The sequence below is a fragment of the Klebsiella sp. 18074 genome, from assembly GCF_902705905.1.
Classification (GTDB): domain Bacteria; phylum Pseudomonadota; class Gammaproteobacteria; order Enterobacterales; family Enterobacteriaceae; genus Klebsiella; species Klebsiella terrigena.
Window position 1 is genome coordinate 1 of record NZ_CACSIS010000001.1, and the last position, 18,535, is coordinate 18,535.

The following is an 18,535-nucleotide window of genomic DNA, read 5'->3' on the forward strand; positions in this document are numbered from 1 at the left end:
GCGTGGCTGCGGTGGTCTGGGGGTTAGTAATGACGTCCACCTTTTTATCGGCGGCGGCATCGATTTTGGTCTGACGGTCGGCCAGCGCTTTATCCACGGCTTTCGCCACAATGGCATCTATTTGTTGTTGAGTAAAATCTTGCGCTAATACAGAAATTGGGCACAGTGCGGCAACTACCGCCATGGCTAATGGCAGCATTTTTACATTATTCATGATTATCTCGCTTGTAATAATTTATATATTAAGATAATAACCATCCCGCCCTGGTTAATATGCAGGGAAAGCCAGGGGATGACGTTTATATATTAACGTTGGTATAAGTGAATAATTTCCTGTGAAAACTCGCGAGCCAGCAGCGAATTCATCAGATGGTCCTGAGCGTGGACCATAATCAGCGTCATCGGCTGGCGCGCCTCGCCGGCATCCTGCTCGATAAGCTGGGTCTGCATCTGGTGCGCCCGGCGGGCGTAGCCGTCGGCTTCATTTAGGAGCAGTTTGGCTTCATCAATATTACCGTGGCGGGCAGCGTGAATCGCTTCGAAACATAATGAGCGTGACTGTCCCGCATTCACGATAATTTCCATTACCGCATCTTCTAATTCAATCATAATAGTTCCTGAGATCATTAATTTTATTATTTAAGGCGTACGGCGAAAATCCCTTTTCCGCATAATTCCTGATGACGGTGTTATTGTTATCGGACGCTCCGGGAAATACAGCTAAGAGCGTATTTCCCGACTATTACTGACTGACTGTTTCAGCAACCGGAACGGCGGCTTTGGCTTTTTCGACTTCAGTTTTCATTAATGAGCGTTCATAGGCGCGGAGGAATGGCAGGTAAATGACGGCTGACATCACCATGCAAATGACGCACATTACCACCGGGCTCAGGGTCCAGTTGGCGGCCCAGGAGGCGCCGATAGGGGCTGGCGTGGTCCACGGCGTCAGCGAAACGACCTGAGTCAGCCAGCCGAGACGCGTTGCGCCGTAGGCCAGCACCGCGTTGATCATCGGCACGAACACGAACGGGATAAACATCATCGGGTTCATGATAATCGGCGCCCCGAACAGAATCGGTTCGTTAATGTTGAAGAAGCTTGGCACGATGCCCATTTTGCCGATGGTCCGCAGGTGCGCTACGCGGCTGCGCAGCAGCAGGAATGCCAGCGGAAGCGTCGAGCCCACGCCGCCAATCAGCAGATAGTGGTCCCAGAAGCCCTGCAGGTAAACGTGCGGCAGCGCAGCGCCAGCGGCCAGTGCCGCCTGGTTTGCTGACAGGTTGGCCATCCAGAACGGGTTCATAATCCCGGTCACAATCAGCGAGCCGTGGATCCCGGCGAACCAGAAAATCTGGCACATCAGTACGGAGAGCAAAATCGCCGGCAGGGAGTCGGAGGCCGACACCAGCGGTTCCAGCAGGTGCATGATCGCCTGCGGCAGGATCATCCCGGTCTGCGCTTCGATAAACAGGTTCAGCGGATGCAGCGTACCGATCACCACCAGTACCGGGATCAGGATTTCGAACGAGCGCGCGACGCCGGTGGGCACCTCTTTCGGCAGGCGGATCGTAATATTATTCTGCTTCAGCCAGGCGTAAATGCGTGTGGAGTAGATAGCGGTGATTAAGGCGGTGAAGATCCCCTGGCCTGACAGATACTGGGTGGAAATTTTGCCGTCGGCGTAGGGTGCCGCGACCAGCAGGAAGGCCATAAAGGCCAGCAGGCCGGACATCACCGGGTCGAGCTGAAACTGGCGGCCGAGGCTGGCGCCAATGCCGATGGAAATAAAGAAGGTCATGACCCCCATGCTCAGGTTAAACGGCAGCATCAGCTGCTCACGATACTGTTGTGAGAAATCCAGCCAGCCGCGGGCAAAACCGTTGGTGGTGTCGGGTGAAAAAGGCGGAAAGATAAATACCAGCATGAAAGAGCCGATGATCATAAACGGCAATGCGGCAGTGAAGCCATCGCGGATGGCGATAACGTATTTCTGCTGCCCAAGGCGTCCTGCCAGCGGAGTAATAGATTGCTCGATCACGGCAATCATGGACTGATACAGAGAACTCATTTGCACACCTCTTAATGCGCCGCTGCTATCAGCGACAGAGCATAATCCAGGACGTTATCTCCCCGCTGCATTCCGTAGTCCATGGCGTTTATCGGCTGGACCGGAATATTCAGGGAAGCGGCTTTCTCAGATAATGTTTTCAGCATGTATTTTACCTGGGGCCCGAGCAGAACCACCTGGTATTGCGGAAACTGCATGTCAAATTCGGAAACGCCGTAGGCGTCTATCTGCACAGGCAGGTTACGTTCCTTCGCCTCATCGACCATCTTCCTGACCAGCAGACTGGTGGACATCCCCGCAGAGCAGCACAGCATAATCTTGTACATCGGCACTCATCCTCAATATGTAAAATGTTATTGCGTGGATGATTTGATATCAGACGGAAACCGGTTTCCATTTATAAAAAACAGAACTGTGATAACCGTCAAGATCTACCGTGTACGGGGCTGATTAATTAGATTCGGCTCACATAATTCCGTGGTTTTTGCGATGATTTTCCATGAAAAGGAAAATCGGTTTCCAAATAAAAAAGGAAACGGATATACTGCCGTTGGTTACTATTGAAGCGATTCAGGTCTAAAGGTTTACAGGGATCGGCCCGACCCTGTCAGGGGAGAAAGATGTCTACAATCAACGATGTATCACGGTTAGCTGGCGTCTCAAAGGCCACAGTTTCACGCGTGCTGAGCGGCTCTCGCGGCGTCAAAGAGGCCAGTCGTCAGGCGGTACTGCAGGCGGCGGAAGAGCTCAACTACCGGCCAAATATGATTGCCCAATCATTGTTCAGCCAGAGCACGGGCTGCATCGGGGTGATTTGCGCCCAGGATAATATCAATCAAACCACCAGCTATCTGTATGCCCTGGAAAAACAGCTGAGTCAGCATCAAAAGCATCTGCTGCTGCGCTTTGCCAACACCCGCGACGGGGTGATGAACTCACTCGAAGAACTCAGCTGCGGGCTGTGTGACGATATCCTGATTATCGGCGCCCGCTTCCCGCTGAATATTGACCGGCCGGACGTGGCGCTGATTGACTGCCTCGAGAGCGAAGGGGAGAACAGCATTCAGTTTGATCACGCTTTTGCCGCGGAAACTGCCTGTAACTATTTGATTAGCCAGGGTAGACGCCAGATTGCGCTGATCCATCCCGAGGGGAGCGGCTTTGCCGACCAGGTGCTGCTGGGCTACAAGCATGCGCTGGAGAAAAATTTCCTGCCGTTTAATCGCAACCTGGTATTCCTCGACAGCACTTCGCCGTCGGTAGCGGTGCAGGAGCTGGTGAGCAACGCGACGACGTTAAATTTCAATGCGCTGCTGGTTGCCGACGAGCAGCAGGCGCAGCGGGTTGTCCCGCAGTTGCAGGCGTTCAGCCGCGCGGTGCCGGAAAAGGTGATGGTTTTTAGCCTGGCCGGTTCGCTACAGCTGCCGGGTATTCCGACCATTCCGGCGATTGAGTACTCGATGGATGTGATGGCGATGCGGATCGTCAGCTGGCTGACGGAAAAGACGCAAATGCTGGGTGGCAGCATGCTGCGTGGGGATCTTATTATTCCGAAAATATAAGGTGGCCTGCGCGTGGGCGCACACAGCCGCGGGGTCATGATGAAGTCAAAAAAATACCTGCCAGTGGCGTAACTGACAGGTATTTTTATTTGCACGGCGGGCGGCCTGCTGGCCGCGTCGCAAGCGCGATCACTGCGCCGGGCAGGTAATCTTGTCGATAGCCGCCTGGTAGTTCTTCTGGTTATTACGCTCTTTTGCCAGGGTCGCCTCACGCACGTAGGTTTGATTCTCTTTTGAGGCGAGAACCTTATTGGCAAAGTCGTTATCGCTAAGGGTTGCCGCCGGGGTGCATTTTTCCTTCACCGCTTTTAATACCAGCTGTTTTTGCTGCTCGAACTGCAGGCTTTGTAGCGGTGATTCGGCCCACGCAGCCGAGGCGCTGAGGGCGCTGACCAGGCACAACATCCAACACGCTTTCATGGCGCTTCTCCTTCAAGGTTGATACCAAACTATATGCGTAGTGCGCAAAACACGCAAATCGTCTGGATTTTAAATTGTTTAAAATCAGTAAATTGCTTTTCTATGCCGCCCGAACGCGCCGCCGTGAATCCACGGCTATCAGCACCACCGACGACAGGATCAGCAGCGTGCCGAGCCAGTCCGGCAGCGTAAAGGTGATGCCCAGCAGCAGCAAAGAGAGCAGGGCGCTGCTCAGCGGCTCGGCGCAGCTGAGGATCCCCGCCTTCGCGCCGCCAATCATCTGCGCGCCGTTGAGATAAAGACTGAAGGTCAGCGAAGTGCCGATCACCACCAGATAAAAGAAGGCCAGCAGCAGGGGGCCGTTGACCACAAAGTTGCTGCCCTGGCCACCGTAGAACGGTAGCAGCATCGCCCCGCCGAGCAGCATGCTCCAGCCGACGATCGGCAGGGTGCCGTAGCGGGCGATAAGCGTTGATGGATAGGTGGTGTAGAAGGCGGCGGCAAAGGCCGAAGCCACCCCCCAGAATAGCGCCGCGGGTGAAATAGAGAGCGTTGTCGGGTTGCCGTGGGTCACCAGCAGAAACGTTCCAGCCAGCGAAGTGCCGATCGCTGCCAGCACCAGCGGGCGAGGACGCGTTTTGCGGGCCAGCGCGAACCAGGCGACGATAATCGTCGGCGACAGGAACTGCAGCACCGTCGCGGTCGCGGCGTTTGATTTTTCGATGGTCATCAGGAAGGTGTACTGCACGGTCAGCGCACCAAACAGCGAGAAAATCAGCAGGCTGACGGCATCTTTGCGGTTTTGCAGGACGCGGAAAATTTTATCGCCGTGGACGAAAGAGAGCATCAGCAGAATCAGTCCGGCGAACAGCAGGCGCGTCATGGTCAGAAACGGCGATGACATCTGGCTTTGCTGCATAATGTACTGCGCGCAGACGCCGGAACTTCCCCATAGCACGGCGGCGATAAGTACATTCAGCATCCCTTTTTTACTGGATCCCATCTTTCCCTCGAATGAAATAGCGAAAAGCGGGCATCATAGCATGAGCCAGCGAGGAGCAACGGGCAGGAAATGGTAGTCGAGTCACAGGTGTTAGTGACACGTGTAGATGACACCGGGAAAAATTAACCCGCCATCAGGCGGGTTAAAATTCGTACAGTGCTTATTACGCAGGCCTAAGCCTTAACTCAAATCAACGTTCTTACTGCCGAACAGCCAGGTCAGCGCAAAGCCGCACAGGTAAGAGACGGCCAGCCCCGCCGCGTAGACCGCCATCCCGGCGTAAATGCCGCTGCCGGAGGTCATCAGCGGCAGCGCCACCAGGCCGGAGGGCCCAAAGACCGTATTCAGCCCCACCGGCAGGCCCAGCCACGCGATCAGGCCGAGGAAGAAGCCGCCGCAGGCGCCGCCGATGCAGGCGGTGATAAACGGCTTCATCCGCGGCAGGGTGACGCCATAGATCAGCGGTTCGCCGATGCCCAGAAAGCCGGGGATAATAGCCCCTTTGATCTGGGTGCGCAGCAGCGAGCCGTTCTTCGCCCGCCAGTAGAGAGCCAGCGCCGCGCCCACCTGCCCGGCGCCGGCCATCGCCAGGATCGGGAACAGCGAGTTAAAGCCCTGCGCATCCACCAGCGCGAAATAGACCGGGACAAAGCCCTGATGGACGCCAAACATCACCGCCAGCAGGAACAGCCCCGCCAGCACCGCCGAACCGAACGGGTTACCGTTGAGGTGCAGGAACAGCCACGACATTCCGGTAAACAACCAGCCGCCAATCGGCATGATCACCGTAAAGGTCACCGCGCCCATAATCAGCAGCGTGACCGCCGAGGTGAGGATCATATCGAGGTTGGCCGGCATGATACGCCGCACCTGTCTTTCCACCCATGCGCCGATAATCGAGGCGATCAGCACGCCGATAATATTGCCGCGCGGGTCGATGCCGTGGCCGAAGAAGGTGGTGATCCCGGCGTAAAATCCGCTGGTCGCTTCGGGGTTGTAGCCGAGAACGAACAGCGAGGCGATAATCGCCCCGTTGACCCCGGAGCCGCCAAACGCCTTCTGGGCGTTATAGCCGATTAAGATACTCAGGAAGGTAAACATCCCTTTGCTGAAGATCTTCATATAGCCGATCAGCGCCACCAGGCTGGCGTTAGGGTGCGCATTCTCCAGGACGAAGATTTGCTCTGCCAGAGTGGCGAAACCAAGCAGCAGGCCGACGGCGATAAAGCCGGGGATCAGCGGGGTAAAAATGGTGGCGAATTTTGCGAGAAACTTCTGTACCCCGCTGGTCTGCTTGCTCTTCAGCGCCTGTTTCTTCTCGGCGGCGACGTCCGCCAGCGACGGGGCGTCCTGCGGCGCATCCTCCAGCATGGCGTTCATCATTTCCGCCGCGGTTTGCGCTTTGCCCGGGCCAAGTACGACCTGAAACTGCTCATCGCTGACGATAACCCCCATCACGCCTTCAACCTGACGGATTGCGGTGCTATCGGCCAGCGCTGCGTCGCGCAGCGTCAGGCGCAGGCGGGTCATGCAGTTACCGGCCTGCGCCACGTTTCCGGCTCCGCCGACGTGGGCAAGGATCCGCGCTATCATCTCTTTATTTATTTTTGCCATTGCAGTTTACCTGTCTGTTGGCGCTCAGGCGTTACCCAGCGCTTTGCGGATATAGCCGCTATTTTTGGCCAGCAGCGACTGCGCTTCTTCGGCGTCAAGATCGGCAAGCACCATCACAATGGCCGTTTTGCAGTGACGGCCGCAGGCGTCCAGCGCGCGCTGGGCGGTGTCGCGATCGCACTCGGTCGCCTCCATGACGATGGAGACCTGACGCTCGATAAGCTTCGCGTTGGTGGCTTCAACGTCAACCATCAGGTTGCTGTACACCTTGCCGACGCGGATCATTGCCCCGGTCGAAATCATATTCAGCACCAGCTTTTGCGCGGTGCCTGCTTTCAGGCGGGTTGAGCCGGTCACCACTTCCGGGCCGACGACCGGGGTGATGGCGACGTCCGCCAGCCGGGCCATCTCGCCGTGCGGATTGCAGCTGACGATAGCGACAAACGCGTTCTGGCCGTGGGCATACTCCATTGCGCCGATGACGTACGGCGTCCGTCCGCTGGCGGCGAGGCCAACCAGCACGTCGCGGTTGCTGAAATTGAGGTTCTGCAGGTCCATTGCGCCCTGCGCCTTATTGTCTTCGACGTTTTCCACCGCGCTGAGAATGGCTTTATGCCCGCCGGCGATAATCCCGACCACCTGCTCCGGACGCGTGCCGAAGGTTGGCGGACATTCGCTGGCGTCGAGGATCCCCAGGCGACCGGAGGTGCCCGCGCCGATGTAAATCAGGCGTCCGCCCGCCTGCAGCGCGGTGGCGACCTTATCGACAACCTGAGCGATCTGCGGCAAATAGGGGGTAATTGCCTCGGCCACCAGCCTGTCTTCCTGGTTAATCACCGTCAGCATTTCAACGGTAGACAGGGTGTCAATATTGGCGCTATTGGCGTTGCGCCGTTCGGTCAGCAGTTTGCTCAGGTCGATACTCATAACAAAACCTCATTATTCACGGTGGCGGGTATTCTAAGGAATTAATTATTCCATTCATGTGAAGGTTATCACGATTGGCGCACGGCAGATAATAAGATATTTGTAGGTATGGCGGGGGATTGTGCGGCAATAAAACTGGAATATTTTATTACCGCAGGCTGGGCTAGCGTAGCACGGCGGGGTTTTTCAGGCTCAGCAGCAGGGCCAGAAAATAGCTTATCGCCATGGCCAGGCTCATTTTCAGCATGGTTTCACCGCCGAGACCGGCAAGCGGCGCGGCGATGCCGCCAAAGACAAACATCAGCGTACCTAACAGCGCGGACGCGGTGCCCGACTGCCCGGCATCAACGGCATTCATCGCTTCGGCCCCGGCCACGGTGCTGATGCCGCTCATAAACGACACGGTGAAAAACAGGCCGATCAGCGCCGGCAGCGGCAGCTTCAGCCAGGCGAACAGCAGCATGCCGGCGGCGCAAAGCACCGCCAGCATCAGCCCTGTGCGCAGCAGGGTCTCTGCCGAAAAGCGGCGCGTCAGGCGGGAGAAGATAAGCGCGGCAATAATCAGCCCGATCCCGTTCAGGCCGAACAGCAGGCTGAACTGCATGGCGCTCATGGCAAATTCGCTCTGCATCACGAAGGACGATGAGCCGATATAGGAGAACAGGCCGGCCATCATAAAGGCCTGAATCAGGCAGTAGCGCATAAAGCGGCGATTTTTCAGCACCGGCGAGCCGCCCGCTTTACGCGAGGTCGCGGCGCTTTTCGGCGGCAGGGTTTCGTGGAGGATCGCCAGGCTTAACAGCAGCAGTACGCCGCCGATCGCCGCCATTATCCAGAACAGAGTGCGCCAGTCGAAGGCGGTGATGACGTAGCCGCCAAGCACCGGCGACAGAACCGGCGCAATGCCGTTGACGGTCATCAGCAGGGCAAAGAACTGCGTCAGCAGCGCGCCCTGGTAGCGGTCGCGGGCAATCGAACGCGACAGCACCGAGCCGCCCGCGCCGGCAAAGCCCTGCAAAAAGCGCCAGAGAATCAGCAGATGGATATCCTGGGTCAGGGCGCACATCGCCGAGGAGACGATAAACAGCAGCAGCGAGAGGATTAGCGGCCTGCGGCGGCCGATGCGGTCGCTGAGCGGGCCAAAAAACAGCTGGCCGAGGCCCAGCCCGAGCAGCGCGGCGGTCAGCGAGAGCTGGGTTTGCGTGCTGGTGGCGTTCAGCTGGCGGGTGATATCCGGCAGCGCCGGCAGGTAGAAGTCGGTACAGAGCGGGCCGATGCCCGAGAGCAGCCCGAGAATAATAACCCAGGAGAGAGAAATACGCGGCATAGCGGGTCCTTATGAGGATGCCGGGCCCTGCGGCCCGGCGGGAGCAGATCAGCTGGCGCCGCCTCCCAGCGACTGCCAGAGCGTAATACGGTTTTGCAGATCGGTTTGCTGGAGGGTAATCAGCGTGGCCTGCGCCGACCACAGCGTACGCTGCGCGGTTAGCACCGACAGATAGTTGCCGATCCCTGCCTGATAGCTGCGGGTGGCGATATCCAGCGATTTCTGCTCGGCGGCGACGTACTGCTGCTGGGCATCCAGCTGCTCGCCCAGCGTTTCCCGGCGCGCCAGGGCGTCGGCGACGTCTTTGAACGCGCTCTGAATACTTTTCTCGTAGGTGGCGATCAGCCCCTTTTTCTCCGCTTCGGCATAGCGAAGCTGCGCCAGGTTGCTGCCGCCGGTAAACAGCGGCAGGCTGATCGACGGCGCGAACGACCATACCTGCATGCCGTGGCTGAACAGCGAAGAGAGCGAATCGCTGCCGACCCCGGCGCTGGCGGTGAGCGAAATGCTCGGGAAGAAGTTGGCGCGCGCTGCGCCAATATCGGCGTTGGCGCTCTTGAGGTTGTGCTCGGCCTCCTGAATATCCGGGCGGCGCAGCAGGACTGACGAAGAGACGCCGGCGGGGATCAGGGCGATGCTGCTATCACCGAGGCTTTGCAGCGTGCCGGGCAGCAGGCTCTCAGGGACGCTTTCGCCGGCCAGCAGGTTGAGCGCATTTTTATCCTGCGCGACCTGGGTACGATAGCTGGCGACGCTGGCGCGCGCCTGCTGGTAAACCGCTTCGGCATCGCTCAGATCGCTGGCCGCAGCGGTACCGACCGCCATCTGGCGGGCGACGATTTTGCGCGAGCTGTCGGCGCTGGCCATGGTTTCTTCGGCCAGCGCCAGGCTGCTGTTGTCCGCCGCGAGGGTGATCCACGCGGTAGTCAGGTCGGCTATCATCGTCAGCCGCGTATTCTGGGCGGTGAATTCGCTGGCAAGCCAGGTTTCCCGCGCCGCGCGGGTCAGGCTCTGGTTCTTGCCGAACAGGTCCAGTTCGAAGCTGGAGACTGCCCCGTCGGCCTCCGCCGATGAGGTGAGGCCGCTGGCCACCGTTTTGCTGCGGGTATGGCTCAGCTCGGCATCAACGGAGGGGAACAGCGAAGCGCGGGTTTCGCCAAACTGGGCGCGGGCGGCTTCGATATCGGCCAGCGCTTTTTGCACGTCGCGGTTGCTGTTCAGCGCGATGGTCACCACCTTTTTGAGCCGCGCGTCGTTCACCACCTGCTGCCACTGGCTGACGACCGTCGTCGCTTCGCCGTGGGCGCCGGGCAGCGTGGCGGGCACCGGCGCCGCCGGGCGCTCATAGTGCGGGTCAAGGGAGACGCAGCCCGCGCTCAGGAGCGCGATAAAAACTAACGTAAAACGAAACATAACCTACTCCTGAGAAGGACGCTGGCGGGTGAAGAACCGCTTCACCAGCACAAAGAACAGAGGAACGAAGAACACCGCCAGCAGCGTGGCGGTCAGCGTGCCGCCGATGATCCCGCTGCCGATCGCCACGCGGCTGTTGGCCCCCGCGCCGGTCGCCACTGCCAGCGGCAGCACCCCGGCGATAAACGCCAGCGAAGTCATCACGATAGGGCGCAGACGGGTTTGCGCGGCGCGGATTGCCGCCCGCGAAAGTGAATAGCCTTCATCCACCGCCGATTCGGCAAACTCAACGATCAGAATGGCGTTCTTCGACGACAGGCCGATGGTGGTCAACAGCGCAACCTGGAAGTAGACGTCGTTATTCAGATCGCGCAGCCAGGCCGCCAGCGCCGCGCCGAGCAGGCCGAGCGGGATAACCATGATCACCGAGAACGGTACCGACCAGCTCTCATACAGCGCCGCGAGGCACAGGAACACCACCAGAATGGAGATGGCGTACAGGCTCATGGCCTGGCCGCTGGCCAGTTTTTCCTGCAACGACATGCCGCTCCACGCCCAGGTGGTGCCCGCCGGCAGGTTGTTGGCGAGGGCTTCCATCTTATCCAGCGCCGCGCCGGAGCTGGAGCCGGCGGCGTTTTCGCCCTGGATTTCAAAGGCGGCGGAGCCGTTGTAGCGCACCAGGCTTTCCGGGCCGTACTGCCAGCGGGTGGTGGCAAAGGCGGAGAACGGCGTCATGGCGTCATCGCTGCCGCGCACGAACCATTTCCCGAGATCGGCGGGGACGGCGCGAGAATCGCTATCGCCCTGGATATAGACCTTTTTCACCCGCCCGCGATCGATAAAGTCGTTGACGTAGGTGCCGCCCCAGGCGCTGGAGAGGGTGGCGGTGACGTCGCTCAGCGATAGCCCCAGCGCCACCGCTTTGTTGTTGTCGATATCCACCTGCAGCTGCGGCATCTGCGGCAGGTCGTTGGCGCGCACCGACTGCAGCTGCGGGCTCTGATTGGCCGCAGCCAGCAGCTGGCTGCGCATTTTCATCAGGCTGTCGCGATCGGTGCCGCCGCTGGCCATTAGCTCAAAGGTAAAGCCGTTGCTCTGCCCGAGGCCGTCCACTGAAGGAGGCGTCATGGCAAACAGCGAGGCGTCGCGGATGCTGCCGAGCTCTTTGGTAGCGCGCAGGGCAATGGCCTGCGCGGTGTTGGCTTCGCCCTTGCGCTGGGACCAGTTTTTCAACGACACGAAAGCCATCCCGGCGTTCTGCCCGCTGCCGCTGAAGCTGAAGCCATCGACGGTAAAGATAACGCTGGTATTGGCCTTCTCTTTGGTCAGGAACCAGTCGGTCACCTGGCGGCGAACCTCGGCGGTGCGCACGGCGGTCGCGCCTGCCGGCAGGGTGTACTGGACCATGATTTCGCCCTGATCCTCTGCCGGCAGGAAGCTGCCCGGCAGCTTCCACATCGCCAGCGCCATGACGGCGCAAATCAGCGCGAAGGCGCCCATCATCGTCGCCGAACGGCGCAGGCCGCCGAGCACGCGGCGCTGATAGCCCTGCTCCGTGCGCCCCCACAGGCGGTTAAACGCCCCGAAGAAGCCCGTGGTATGGGGCTTAGAGTGGCTCAGCAGCGCGCCGCACAGCGCCGGGGTTAAGGTCAGCGCCACCACCACGGAGAGCATCATCGCCGAGATGATGGTTATCGAGAACTGGCGATAGATAACGCCGGTTGAGCCGCCGAAGAAGGCCATCGGCAGGAACACCGCCGATAGCACCAGGGCAATGGCGATCAGCGCCCCGGAAATTTCGCCCATCGATTTTTCGGTGGCTTCCCGGGCGGGAAGCCCCTCATCGCGCATAATTCGCTCAACGTTTTCCACCACCACGATGGCGTCATCCACCAGCAGGCCGATCGCCAGCACCATCGCAAACAGCGTCAGGGTATTGATGGAGTAGCCAAACAGCGCCAGCACGCCGAAGGTGCCAAGCAGCACCACCGGCACCGCCACCGCCGGGATCAGCGTGGCGCGGAAGTTCTGCAGGAACAGATACATCACGCAGACCACCAGCGCGATGGCTTCAAACAGCGTTTGAATCACATCCTCAACCGATATTTTAATAAACTCGGTGCTGTCCTTCGGATAGGCGATATCGTAGCCCTGCGGCATCTGGCGCTGATACTCGGCAATCTTATCCTTCACCCGCGTCGCGGTATCCAGCGCGTTGGCGCCCGGCGCCATCATGACGGCGATGCCGGCGCCAGGGTGGCCGTTGAGGTTCGCCGAGGCGGTGTAATCTTCGCTGCCCATTTCAACCCGGGCGACGTCGCTCAGGCGGACGACCGAGCCGTCGCTCTTGCTCTTCACAATGATATTTTTGAACTGATCGACGGTTTGCAGGCGCGACTGAGCGCGCACGGTAGCGGTAAGCTGCTGGGCGTTAGAGGACGGCAGCGCGCCGATTTTACCCGCCGAGATCTGCACGTTCTGCGCTTCGATTGCCGTTTCGACATCGGAAGGCATCAGCGCATAGGAGGCCAGTTTGGTCGGGTCCATCCAGATGCGCATCGCGTATTCAGCGCCAAATACCTGCAGGCTGCCGACGCCTTCCACGCGCGCCAGCGGATCCTGCATGTTGCTCACCAGCCAGTCGGCGATATCGGAGCTGGTGGCCTTGTCGGTTTTATCGTACACCGCGAGGATCAGCAGGAAGCTACTCTGCGATTTCACCACCGTCACGCCGGACTGCTGCACTTCGCTGGGCAGCCGCGATTCGGCCTGCTGGACCTTGTTTTGCACCTGCACCTGCGCAGTGTCCGGATCGGTCCCCTGCTCGAAGGTCACGCTAATGCTAACCGAGCCGTCGGAGCTGCTGGTGGAGGTGAAATAGAGCAGGTTATCCAGCCCGGTAAGCTGCTGCTCGATAACCTGGGTCACGCTGTTTTCCAGGGTTTCGGCAGAGGCGCCGGTGTAGGTGGCGGAAATTCTCACCGACGGCGGCGCGACGTCCGGGTACTGGGCAACCGGCAGCGTGCGGATGGCGAGGATCCCGGCGAGCATAATCAGGATGGCGATAACCCAGGCGAACACCGGGCGCCGGACGAAAAAGCGGGAGAACATCAGGCGTTGCCTCCGCTGTTTTTCATCTCTACGGCTTTTACCTGCTGCCCGGCGGCAACCTTGCTGGTTCCTTCAACGATCAGCCTGTCGCCGTTCTTCAGTCCGCTCTCCACCAGCCACTTATCGCCGTAGGCTTCGCCGGTTGCGACCTCGCGCTGGGCGACTTTGCCGTCGGCATCGACCACCAGCGCGGTGGCGTTACCTTTGGCATCGCGGGTGATCCCCTGCTGCGGGGCGAGGATCGCGTTGTCCATCACGCCCTCATCGACGCGGGCACGGACGAACATTCCCGGCAGCAGGACATGCTGTGGGTTGGGGAACACCGCCCGCAGCGTGACCGAGCCGGTTGATTCGTCCACCGCCACTTCGGTCAGCGCCAGGCGGCCCTTCTCGGCATAGGTGCTACCGTCTTCGAGGATCAGGGTGACGCTGAGGGTATCGGCGTTGGTTGCCAGCGTTTGCTGGCGCAGGCGCAGCAGATCAACGCTCGAGCGCGTGAGATCGACGTAAATCGTCTCCAGCCCGCGGATCGTCGCCAGGGCCGTATCCTGATCGGCCGAAACCAGCGCCCCCGGGGTGACGGAGGAGATGCCGATCCGCCCGGCAATCGGCGCGCTGACGGTGGTCCAGTTCAGGTTGATGCGGGCGCTCTCCAGCGCGGCTTTTTTCGACTCGACGCTGGCCTTATCCTGGTTACAGGTGGACTGCGCGTCATCGGCATCCTGCAGCGACACGCCGTTGTCTTTGACCAGCTGCGTATAGCGGCGGGCCTTCTGGCAGTCGGCAACCGTCAGCGATTGCGCCTGCTTCAGGGCGGCCGCGGCTTCGTTATAGGCGGCGCGATAGCTGGCCGGGTCAATTTGATACAGCGCCTGGCCGGCTTTCACCCTGTCGCCTTCGGTAAACAGACGCTTTTGAATGATGCCGCCCACCTGCGGGCGTACTTCGGCGCTGAGCGACGCGGTGGTGCGGCCGGTCAGCTCGCTGATAACGGAAACGGGCTGGCCTTTCAGGGTGACAACGCCGACTTCCGGCGTCATTTGCGGCGCGGCAGATGTTTGCGAATTATCGCATCCGACCAGCAGAAATAATGCTATTGCGATGGGTATGGTGGTGTATTTCATTATATTTTCTCAGGATAAACGACGTCCGCCCCGCTAATTAAATAGTGAGGTGATGGGTTGGGCGCTGAGGCATCTTCGGGTAAACGAAAATGGCTAAAAAGGAACTCAGACGTTCCTGTATGCTGTTATTCGACGACGGCCGCCGGAGCGGTCACTTTCTGACTTCTCTGCAGATGAGATGGCTCCACTCCTGGGTTTCTTTGTGAGAATGATCATTCTCATTTTTGCTCATTATACGTCTCAATCAACCAATGAAAAGGTTTTTTTGTCTAAATTTGAATCGTGAAAATTAAGGCAAAAAATAATGGAGGAAATAAGAATTTTTTGTGAAAGTAAGAACCGTTAATACCCTTACAGGATTTAATCTGGAGAACGTTAATGGCCCTAATAATGACAACAAGCATTAGAGCCTATCCCATCAGGACTATTTTATTTGTCATTTTGAACCTGGGCAGTGCTCGAAATCCTCACGTACTACGTGTACGCTTCAGTTTCTCCGCGCTGACCGTGTTCAAACTGCCTGCACCAATAACGCCTGATGGGATAGGCTCTTCATGCCAGGGATCGGGAGGAGTTACTGACGGGACTGCGGGAAAACAACCGACGCTACCTGGACCCGGCGGAGTTTGGCGATGCGGGCGTCTATGCCCGGGGTGAATTGGGCGCGATACGGGGCGGGTGATGGCAAAAAAGTCGGCTACCTGCTGCAGATGTCGCTGCCTGATTTCCCGCACCCTGGCATGGAACGCCATTATCTCTCGAAGGCGCTGTAAGGCTGCTGCCGGCGCGGATATCAGCCGCCAATCCCCTGCTGGATCATCGCCAGCGCGTGGCTGACGATGGTTTGCCGGGACATCGTTTTTAAGCGCGGATCGGTGCGAATGCGCGAATAGGGCACCAGCACCAGGCTAATCAGGCTGGTGAACAGCAGCTCCGGCGACAGGGCCGGGTTGAGTTTTCCCTCCTGCTGCCAGCGGCCTATCGTCTCCAGCATCCGGTGATACTTATCGTCGCCAAAGCGGGCGTGCATATGCTGGCGCAGCACCGGCATTTCGCCAATCATCTCCTGCATCCACAGCGGCGCAAACCAGTCGTTTTGCTCCGCCAGCGCGGCGAGCGCCTCAATCAACAGGGTAAACGCGGTCAGCGGATCCTGCGGATGGGCGATAAAAATTTTGCTGATTTCGTTGCGCAGCGGCATAAAGCGCTCTTCCAGCAGCTGGTCGACTAATATCTCCCGCGAGTTGAAATAGTAATGCAGCATCGCCGGCGTGACTCCGGCCTCTTTGGCGATGGCGTTCAGCGACGTTCGGGCGATGCCCTGGCGGGCAAACAGCGCCAGCGCAATATCCATCAGCTGTTCACGGTTGGCGGTACCCGGCTTTTTGCCGCGCGGACGGCCCGGGCGGCGCGGCGCATCATGGTCTTTTTGTGCTGTCATTTCTTCACTGTCTCTTGACCTGATTCATCATTTCCCTAAATATTAATTATGCATTTAATTAATTTCAAGCGAGTGTTGCTATGACTTCTGAAATCGCCGCCCGGCCGGCGCCGTCGATCCGCCTGCTGTTCAGTGCGCTGCTGCTGGTGATGCTGCTGTCGGCGTTGGATCAGACCATCGTGTCGACCGCGCTGCCGACCATTGTCGGCGAACTCGGCGGGCTGGATAAGCTCTCGTGGGTGGTTACCGCCTATATCCTGAGCTCAACCATCGTGGTGCCGCTGTACGGTAAATTCGGCGATCTGTTTGGGCGAAAAATCGTGCTCCAGGTGGCGATTGTGCTGTTCCTCGTCGGCTCGGCGCTGTGCGGCCTGGCGCAGAATATGACGCAGCTGGTGCTGATGCGCGCGCTGCAGGGGCTGGGCGGCGGCGGCCTGATGGTGATCAGCATGGCGGCGGTCGCCGATGTGATCCCTCCGGCAAACCGCGGCCGCTATCAGGGCCTCTTCGGCGGCGTGTTTGGTCTGGCGACGGTCATCGGGCCGCTTATCGGCGGTTTTCTGGTGCAGCACGCCTCCTGGCGCTGGATTTTTTATATCAACCTGCCGCTGGGGCTGTTTGCTCTGCTGGTGATCGGGGCGGTGTTCCACAGCAGCAATAAGCGCAGCGCGCACCAGATCGACTGGCTGGGGGCGTTTTACCTGAGCATGGCGCTGCTGTGCATTATCCTCTTCACCTCCGAAGGCGGCAGCGTGCGGCCGTGGAATGACCCGCAGCTGTGGTGCATTCTGGCCTTTGGCGTGGTGGGCATTATTGGCTTTATTTATGAGGAACGGGTGGCCGTGGAGCCGATTATTCCGCTCTCGCTGTTCCGTAACCGCAGCTTTCTGCTGTGCAGCATGATTGGTTTCGTGATCGGCATGGCGCTATTTGGCTCGGTGACCTTCCTGCCGCTCTATCTGCAGGTGGTGAAGGCGGCGACCCCGACCGAAGCCGGGCTGCAGCTGATCCCGCTGATGGGCGGCCTGCTGCTGACGTCGATCGTCAGCGGGCGGATTATCAGCCGTACCGGCAAATACCGCCTGTTCCCGATCCTTGGCACCCTGCTGGGCGTAGTGGGGATGGTGCTGCTGACCCGCATTACGATCCATTCGCCGATGTGGCAGCTGTATCTGTTTACCGGCGTGCTGGGGGCGGGACTGGGGCTGGTGATGCAGGTGCTGGTGCTGGCGGTGCAGAACGCAATGCCGGCGCAGATGTATGGCGTGGCCACCTCGGGGGTGACGCTGTTTCGCTCGATTGGCGGATCGATAGGCGTGGCGCTGTTCGGCGCCGTCTTTACCCACGTGCTGCAAAATAACCTCCAGCGCCTGCTGCCGGAGGGCGCCGAGCTGCCCAGGGCGCTGAACCCGGCGGCGGTACAAAACCTGCCGACGGCGATCCGCCTTGATTATCTCGACGCCTTCGGCGCGGCCATTCACGCCGCCTTCCTGATGGCCGCCTGCATTATGGCCGTCGCCTTTGTGCTCTCGTGGCTGCTGAAAGAGGTGCCGCTGAAAAAGGCTGCACGCTAGGCGGTTCCGGCGATGCGCAGCAGCGCCCGGCGCAGCGCCGGCGCGGCGAAGCTGAGGAACTTGCGCAGCTTGAGCGGGGCCAGATCCCGGCTGGTATACAGCAGGTGGACCGGCGTCGGCTCGGGTTCTACCGATTCCAGAATGAGCTGCAGCTCGCCGCGGGTCAGGCCGTCGATGGCCTGATAGTGCAGCAGCCGCGCCACGCCAACCCCGAGCCGGGCGGCGTCAGCGGCGCTTTCCGGGGTGGTGACCGACAGCACGGCGCGCAGGGTCACCAGCTGGTCTGCCGCTTCGGCGGCGCGAAACCGCCAGCCGCTATAGGGCATCGGCGATTCAATAGCAATAATCGGCAGCCCGGCCAGCTCACGGGGGCGCTGCGGCACGCCATGCTTTGCCAGCAGCAGCGGCTGGGCGCAGGTGACAATGCGCATCTCCCCGAGGCGGGTAGCCACCATGCCGCTATCCGGCAGGGGGCCGATGCGCACCGCCAGGTCGACGTGGTCGTCTATCAGGTCAACGTTACGGTCGCTGAGCAGCAAACGAACGTTAATTTGCGGATAACGGGCGAGAAAATCGCTCACCACCGGCAAAACGTGCACGCGACCGAACATCGTTGGCGCGGCGATCACCAGCTCGCCCTTGGGCTGCAGATACTCGCCCGCCGCCTGCCGCTCGGCGTTCTCCACCTCTTCAAGGATCCGCCGCGCGGCGGCAACATACTCTACGCCGGCATCGGTCAGCGTAAGCCGGCGGGTGGTGCGGGTCAGCAGGCGTGCGCCGAGCGCGCTTTCCAGCTCGGCAATATTGCGGCTGACGGTGGTCAGCGGCGTATGCAGCGCCCGCGCCGCCGCCGACATACTGCCCAGCTCGGTAACCTTCACCAGCAGCGCCATCGCGCTTAATCGGTCCATTATTATCCCGCCTTACGGAAAGATGATTGCCAGACCCCCA

At 59.7% G+C, this 18,535-nt stretch carries 15 protein-coding genes and 2 pseudogenes; 3 read left to right on the forward strand and 14 right to left on the reverse strand.

All coding sequences use genetic code 11. The features are described from left to right. The 4 genes and pseudogenes from GVK32_RS00005 to GVK32_RS00020 form a co-directional block, all read right to left on the reverse strand. Positions 1–214 (reverse strand): annotated as a pseudogene (locus tag GVK32_RS00005) (carbohydrate porin); the annotation flags it as partial. Between the two features lie 92 nt (positions 215–306). Continuing rightward, positions 307–609 (reverse strand): PTS lactose/cellobiose transporter subunit IIA, encoded by a 303-nt coding sequence (locus GVK32_RS00010; protein WP_041143296.1) that lies wholly within the window; start codon positions 607–609, stop codon positions 307–309. Between the two features lie 133 nt (positions 610–742). Beyond that, complete coding sequence (locus GVK32_RS00015; protein ID WP_159863903.1) at positions 743–2,068, reverse strand: PTS sugar transporter subunit IIC; 1,326 nt, start codon at positions 2,066–2,068, stop codon at positions 743–745. 11 nt (positions 2,069–2,079) lie between these two features. Continuing rightward, positions 2,080–2,394 carry a PTS sugar transporter subunit IIB gene (locus GVK32_RS00020; protein ID WP_041143294.1) on the reverse strand — a complete coding sequence of 105 codons (315 nt, stop codon included), beginning with the start codon at positions 2,392–2,394 and terminating at the stop codon, positions 2,080–2,082. Positions 2,395–2,688: 294 nt separating this feature from the next. Here GVK32_RS00020 and GVK32_RS00025 point away from each other — a divergent pair, with 294 nt between their 5' ends. Further along, complete coding sequence (locus tag GVK32_RS00025; protein WP_159863906.1) at positions 2,689–3,630, forward strand: LacI family DNA-binding transcriptional regulator; 942 nt, start codon at positions 2,689–2,691, stop codon at positions 3,628–3,630. 129 nt (positions 3,631–3,759) lie between these two features. Here the strand turns inward: GVK32_RS00025 and GVK32_RS00030 are convergent, their stop codons facing one another. The 8 genes from GVK32_RS00030 to GVK32_RS00065 all read right to left on the reverse strand — a co-directional run bounded on the left by GVK32_RS00030 (position 3,760) and on the right by GVK32_RS00065 (position 14,569). After that, the gene (locus tag GVK32_RS00030; protein WP_041143292.1) at positions 3,760–4,050 is read right to left on the reverse strand and encodes a YicS family protein; all 291 of its coding nucleotides are present in this window, start codon (positions 4,048–4,050) and stop codon (positions 3,760–3,762) included. A 100-nt stretch (positions 4,051–4,150) separates the two neighbouring features. Continuing rightward, entirely contained in the window at positions 4,151–5,053 is a 903-nt protein-coding gene (locus GVK32_RS00035) for an EamA family transporter (protein WP_041143291.1), read from the reverse strand. A 180-nt stretch (positions 5,054–5,233) separates the two neighbouring features. Then, positions 5,234–6,667, reverse strand: a complete 1,434-nt coding sequence (gene murP, locus GVK32_RS00040; RefSeq protein ID WP_159863909.1) for a PTS N-acetylmuramic acid transporter subunit IIBC — start codon at positions 6,665–6,667, stop codon at positions 5,234–5,236. A 24-nt stretch (positions 6,668–6,691) separates the two neighbouring features. After that, on the reverse strand, positions 6,692–7,594 hold the full coding sequence (murQ, locus tag GVK32_RS00045) for an N-acetylmuramic acid 6-phosphate etherase (protein WP_159863912.1): 903 nt from the start codon (positions 7,592–7,594) through the stop codon (positions 6,692–6,694). A gap of 163 nt (positions 7,595–7,757) precedes the next feature. After that, positions 7,758–8,921 (reverse strand): multidrug effflux MFS transporter, encoded by a 1,164-nt coding sequence (locus tag GVK32_RS00050; RefSeq protein ID WP_159863915.1) that lies wholly within the window; start codon positions 8,919–8,921, stop codon positions 7,758–7,760. Positions 8,922–8,969: 48 nt separating this feature from the next. After that, positions 8,970–10,334 (reverse strand): efflux transporter outer membrane subunit, encoded by a 1,365-nt coding sequence (locus GVK32_RS00055; protein ID WP_159863918.1) that lies wholly within the window; start codon positions 10,332–10,334, stop codon positions 8,970–8,972. A gap of 3 nt (positions 10,335–10,337) precedes the next feature. Beyond that, entirely contained in the window at positions 10,338–13,445 is a 3,108-nt protein-coding gene (locus GVK32_RS00060; protein WP_159863921.1) for an efflux RND transporter permease subunit, read from the reverse strand. Then, a complete protein-coding gene (locus GVK32_RS00065) occupies positions 13,445–14,569 on the reverse strand; it encodes an efflux RND transporter periplasmic adaptor subunit (protein ID WP_159863924.1) in 1,125 nt (374 codons plus the stop codon). The genes GVK32_RS00060 and GVK32_RS00065 overlap by 1 nt, the downstream gene beginning before the upstream one ends. Before the next feature lie 577 nt (positions 14,570–15,146). On the opposite strand from GVK32_RS00065, the pseudogene GVK32_RS00070 reads away from it, so the two are divergent. Continuing rightward, positions 15,147–15,342, forward strand: a pseudogene (locus GVK32_RS00070) (hypothetical protein). Positions 15,343–15,362: 20 nt separating this feature from the next. Here GVK32_RS00070 and GVK32_RS00075 read toward each other — a convergent pair. Further along, on the reverse strand, positions 15,363–16,010 hold the full coding sequence (locus GVK32_RS00075; protein WP_123709523.1) for a TetR/AcrR family transcriptional regulator: 648 nt from the start codon (positions 16,008–16,010) through the stop codon (positions 15,363–15,365). Between the two features lie 80 nt (positions 16,011–16,090). On the opposite strand from GVK32_RS00075, the gene GVK32_RS00080 reads away from it, so the two are divergent. Then, positions 16,091–17,584 (forward strand): MDR family MFS transporter, encoded by a 1,494-nt coding sequence (locus tag GVK32_RS00080; protein WP_159863927.1) that lies wholly within the window; start codon positions 16,091–16,093, stop codon positions 17,582–17,584. On the opposite strand, the gene GVK32_RS00085 is transcribed toward GVK32_RS00080, so the two are convergent. Continuing rightward, positions 17,581–18,495 carry a LysR substrate-binding domain-containing protein gene (locus GVK32_RS00085; RefSeq protein ID WP_159863929.1) on the reverse strand — a complete coding sequence of 305 codons (915 nt, stop codon included), beginning with the start codon at positions 18,493–18,495 and terminating at the stop codon, positions 17,581–17,583. The genes GVK32_RS00080 and GVK32_RS00085 overlap by 4 nt on opposite strands. Positions 18,496–18,535: the final 40 nt, after the last annotated feature.

What these genes read in the sequence shown, in the direction of transcription:
- GVK32_RS00010 (WP_041143296.1), bottom strand. Translation starts at nt 609, where the DNA reads ATGATTGAATTAGAAGATGCGGTAATGGAAATTATCGTGAATGCGGGA.
- GVK32_RS00015 (WP_159863903.1), bottom strand. Translation starts at nt 2,068, where the DNA reads ATGAGTTCTCTGTATCAGTCCATGATTGCCGTGATCGAGCAATCTATT.
- GVK32_RS00020 (WP_041143294.1), bottom strand. Translation starts at nt 2,394, where the DNA reads ATGTACAAGATTATGCTGTGCTGCTCTGCGGGGATGTCCACCAGTCTG.
- GVK32_RS00025 (WP_159863906.1), top strand. Translation starts at nt 2,689, where the DNA reads ATGTCTACAATCAACGATGTATCACGGTTAGCTGGCGTCTCAAAGGCC.
- GVK32_RS00030 (WP_041143292.1), bottom strand. Translation starts at nt 4,050, where the DNA reads ATGAAAGCGTGTTGGATGTTGTGCCTGGTCAGCGCCCTCAGCGCCTCG.
- GVK32_RS00035 (WP_041143291.1), bottom strand. Translation starts at nt 5,053, where the DNA reads ATGGGATCCAGTAAAAAAGGGATGCTGAATGTACTTATCGCCGCCGTG.
- murP (WP_159863909.1), bottom strand. Translation starts at nt 6,667, where the DNA reads ATGGCAAAAATAAATAAAGAGATGATAGCGCGGATCCTTGCCCACGTC.
- murQ (WP_159863912.1), bottom strand. Translation starts at nt 7,594, where the DNA reads ATGAGTATCGACCTGAGCAAACTGCTGACCGAACGGCGCAACGCCAAT.
- GVK32_RS00050 (WP_159863915.1), bottom strand. Translation starts at nt 8,921, where the DNA reads ATGCCGCGTATTTCTCTCTCCTGGGTTATTATTCTCGGGCTGCTCTCG.
- GVK32_RS00055 (WP_159863918.1), bottom strand. Translation starts at nt 10,334, where the DNA reads ATGTTTCGTTTTACGTTAGTTTTTATCGCGCTCCTGAGCGCGGGCTGC.
- GVK32_RS00060 (WP_159863921.1), bottom strand. Translation starts at nt 13,445, where the DNA reads ATGTTCTCCCGCTTTTTCGTCCGGCGCCCGGTGTTCGCCTGGGTTATC.
- GVK32_RS00065 (WP_159863924.1), bottom strand. Translation starts at nt 14,569, where the DNA reads ATGAAATACACCACCATACCCATCGCAATAGCATTATTTCTGCTGGTC.
- GVK32_RS00075 (WP_123709523.1), bottom strand. Translation starts at nt 16,010, where the DNA reads ATGACAGCACAAAAAGACCATGATGCGCCGCGCCGCCCGGGCCGTCCG.
- GVK32_RS00080 (WP_159863927.1), top strand. Translation starts at nt 16,091, where the DNA reads ATGACTTCTGAAATCGCCGCCCGGCCGGCGCCGTCGATCCGCCTGCTG.
- GVK32_RS00085 (WP_159863929.1), bottom strand. Translation starts at nt 18,495, where the DNA reads ATGGACCGATTAAGCGCGATGGCGCTGCTGGTGAAGGTTACCGAGCTG.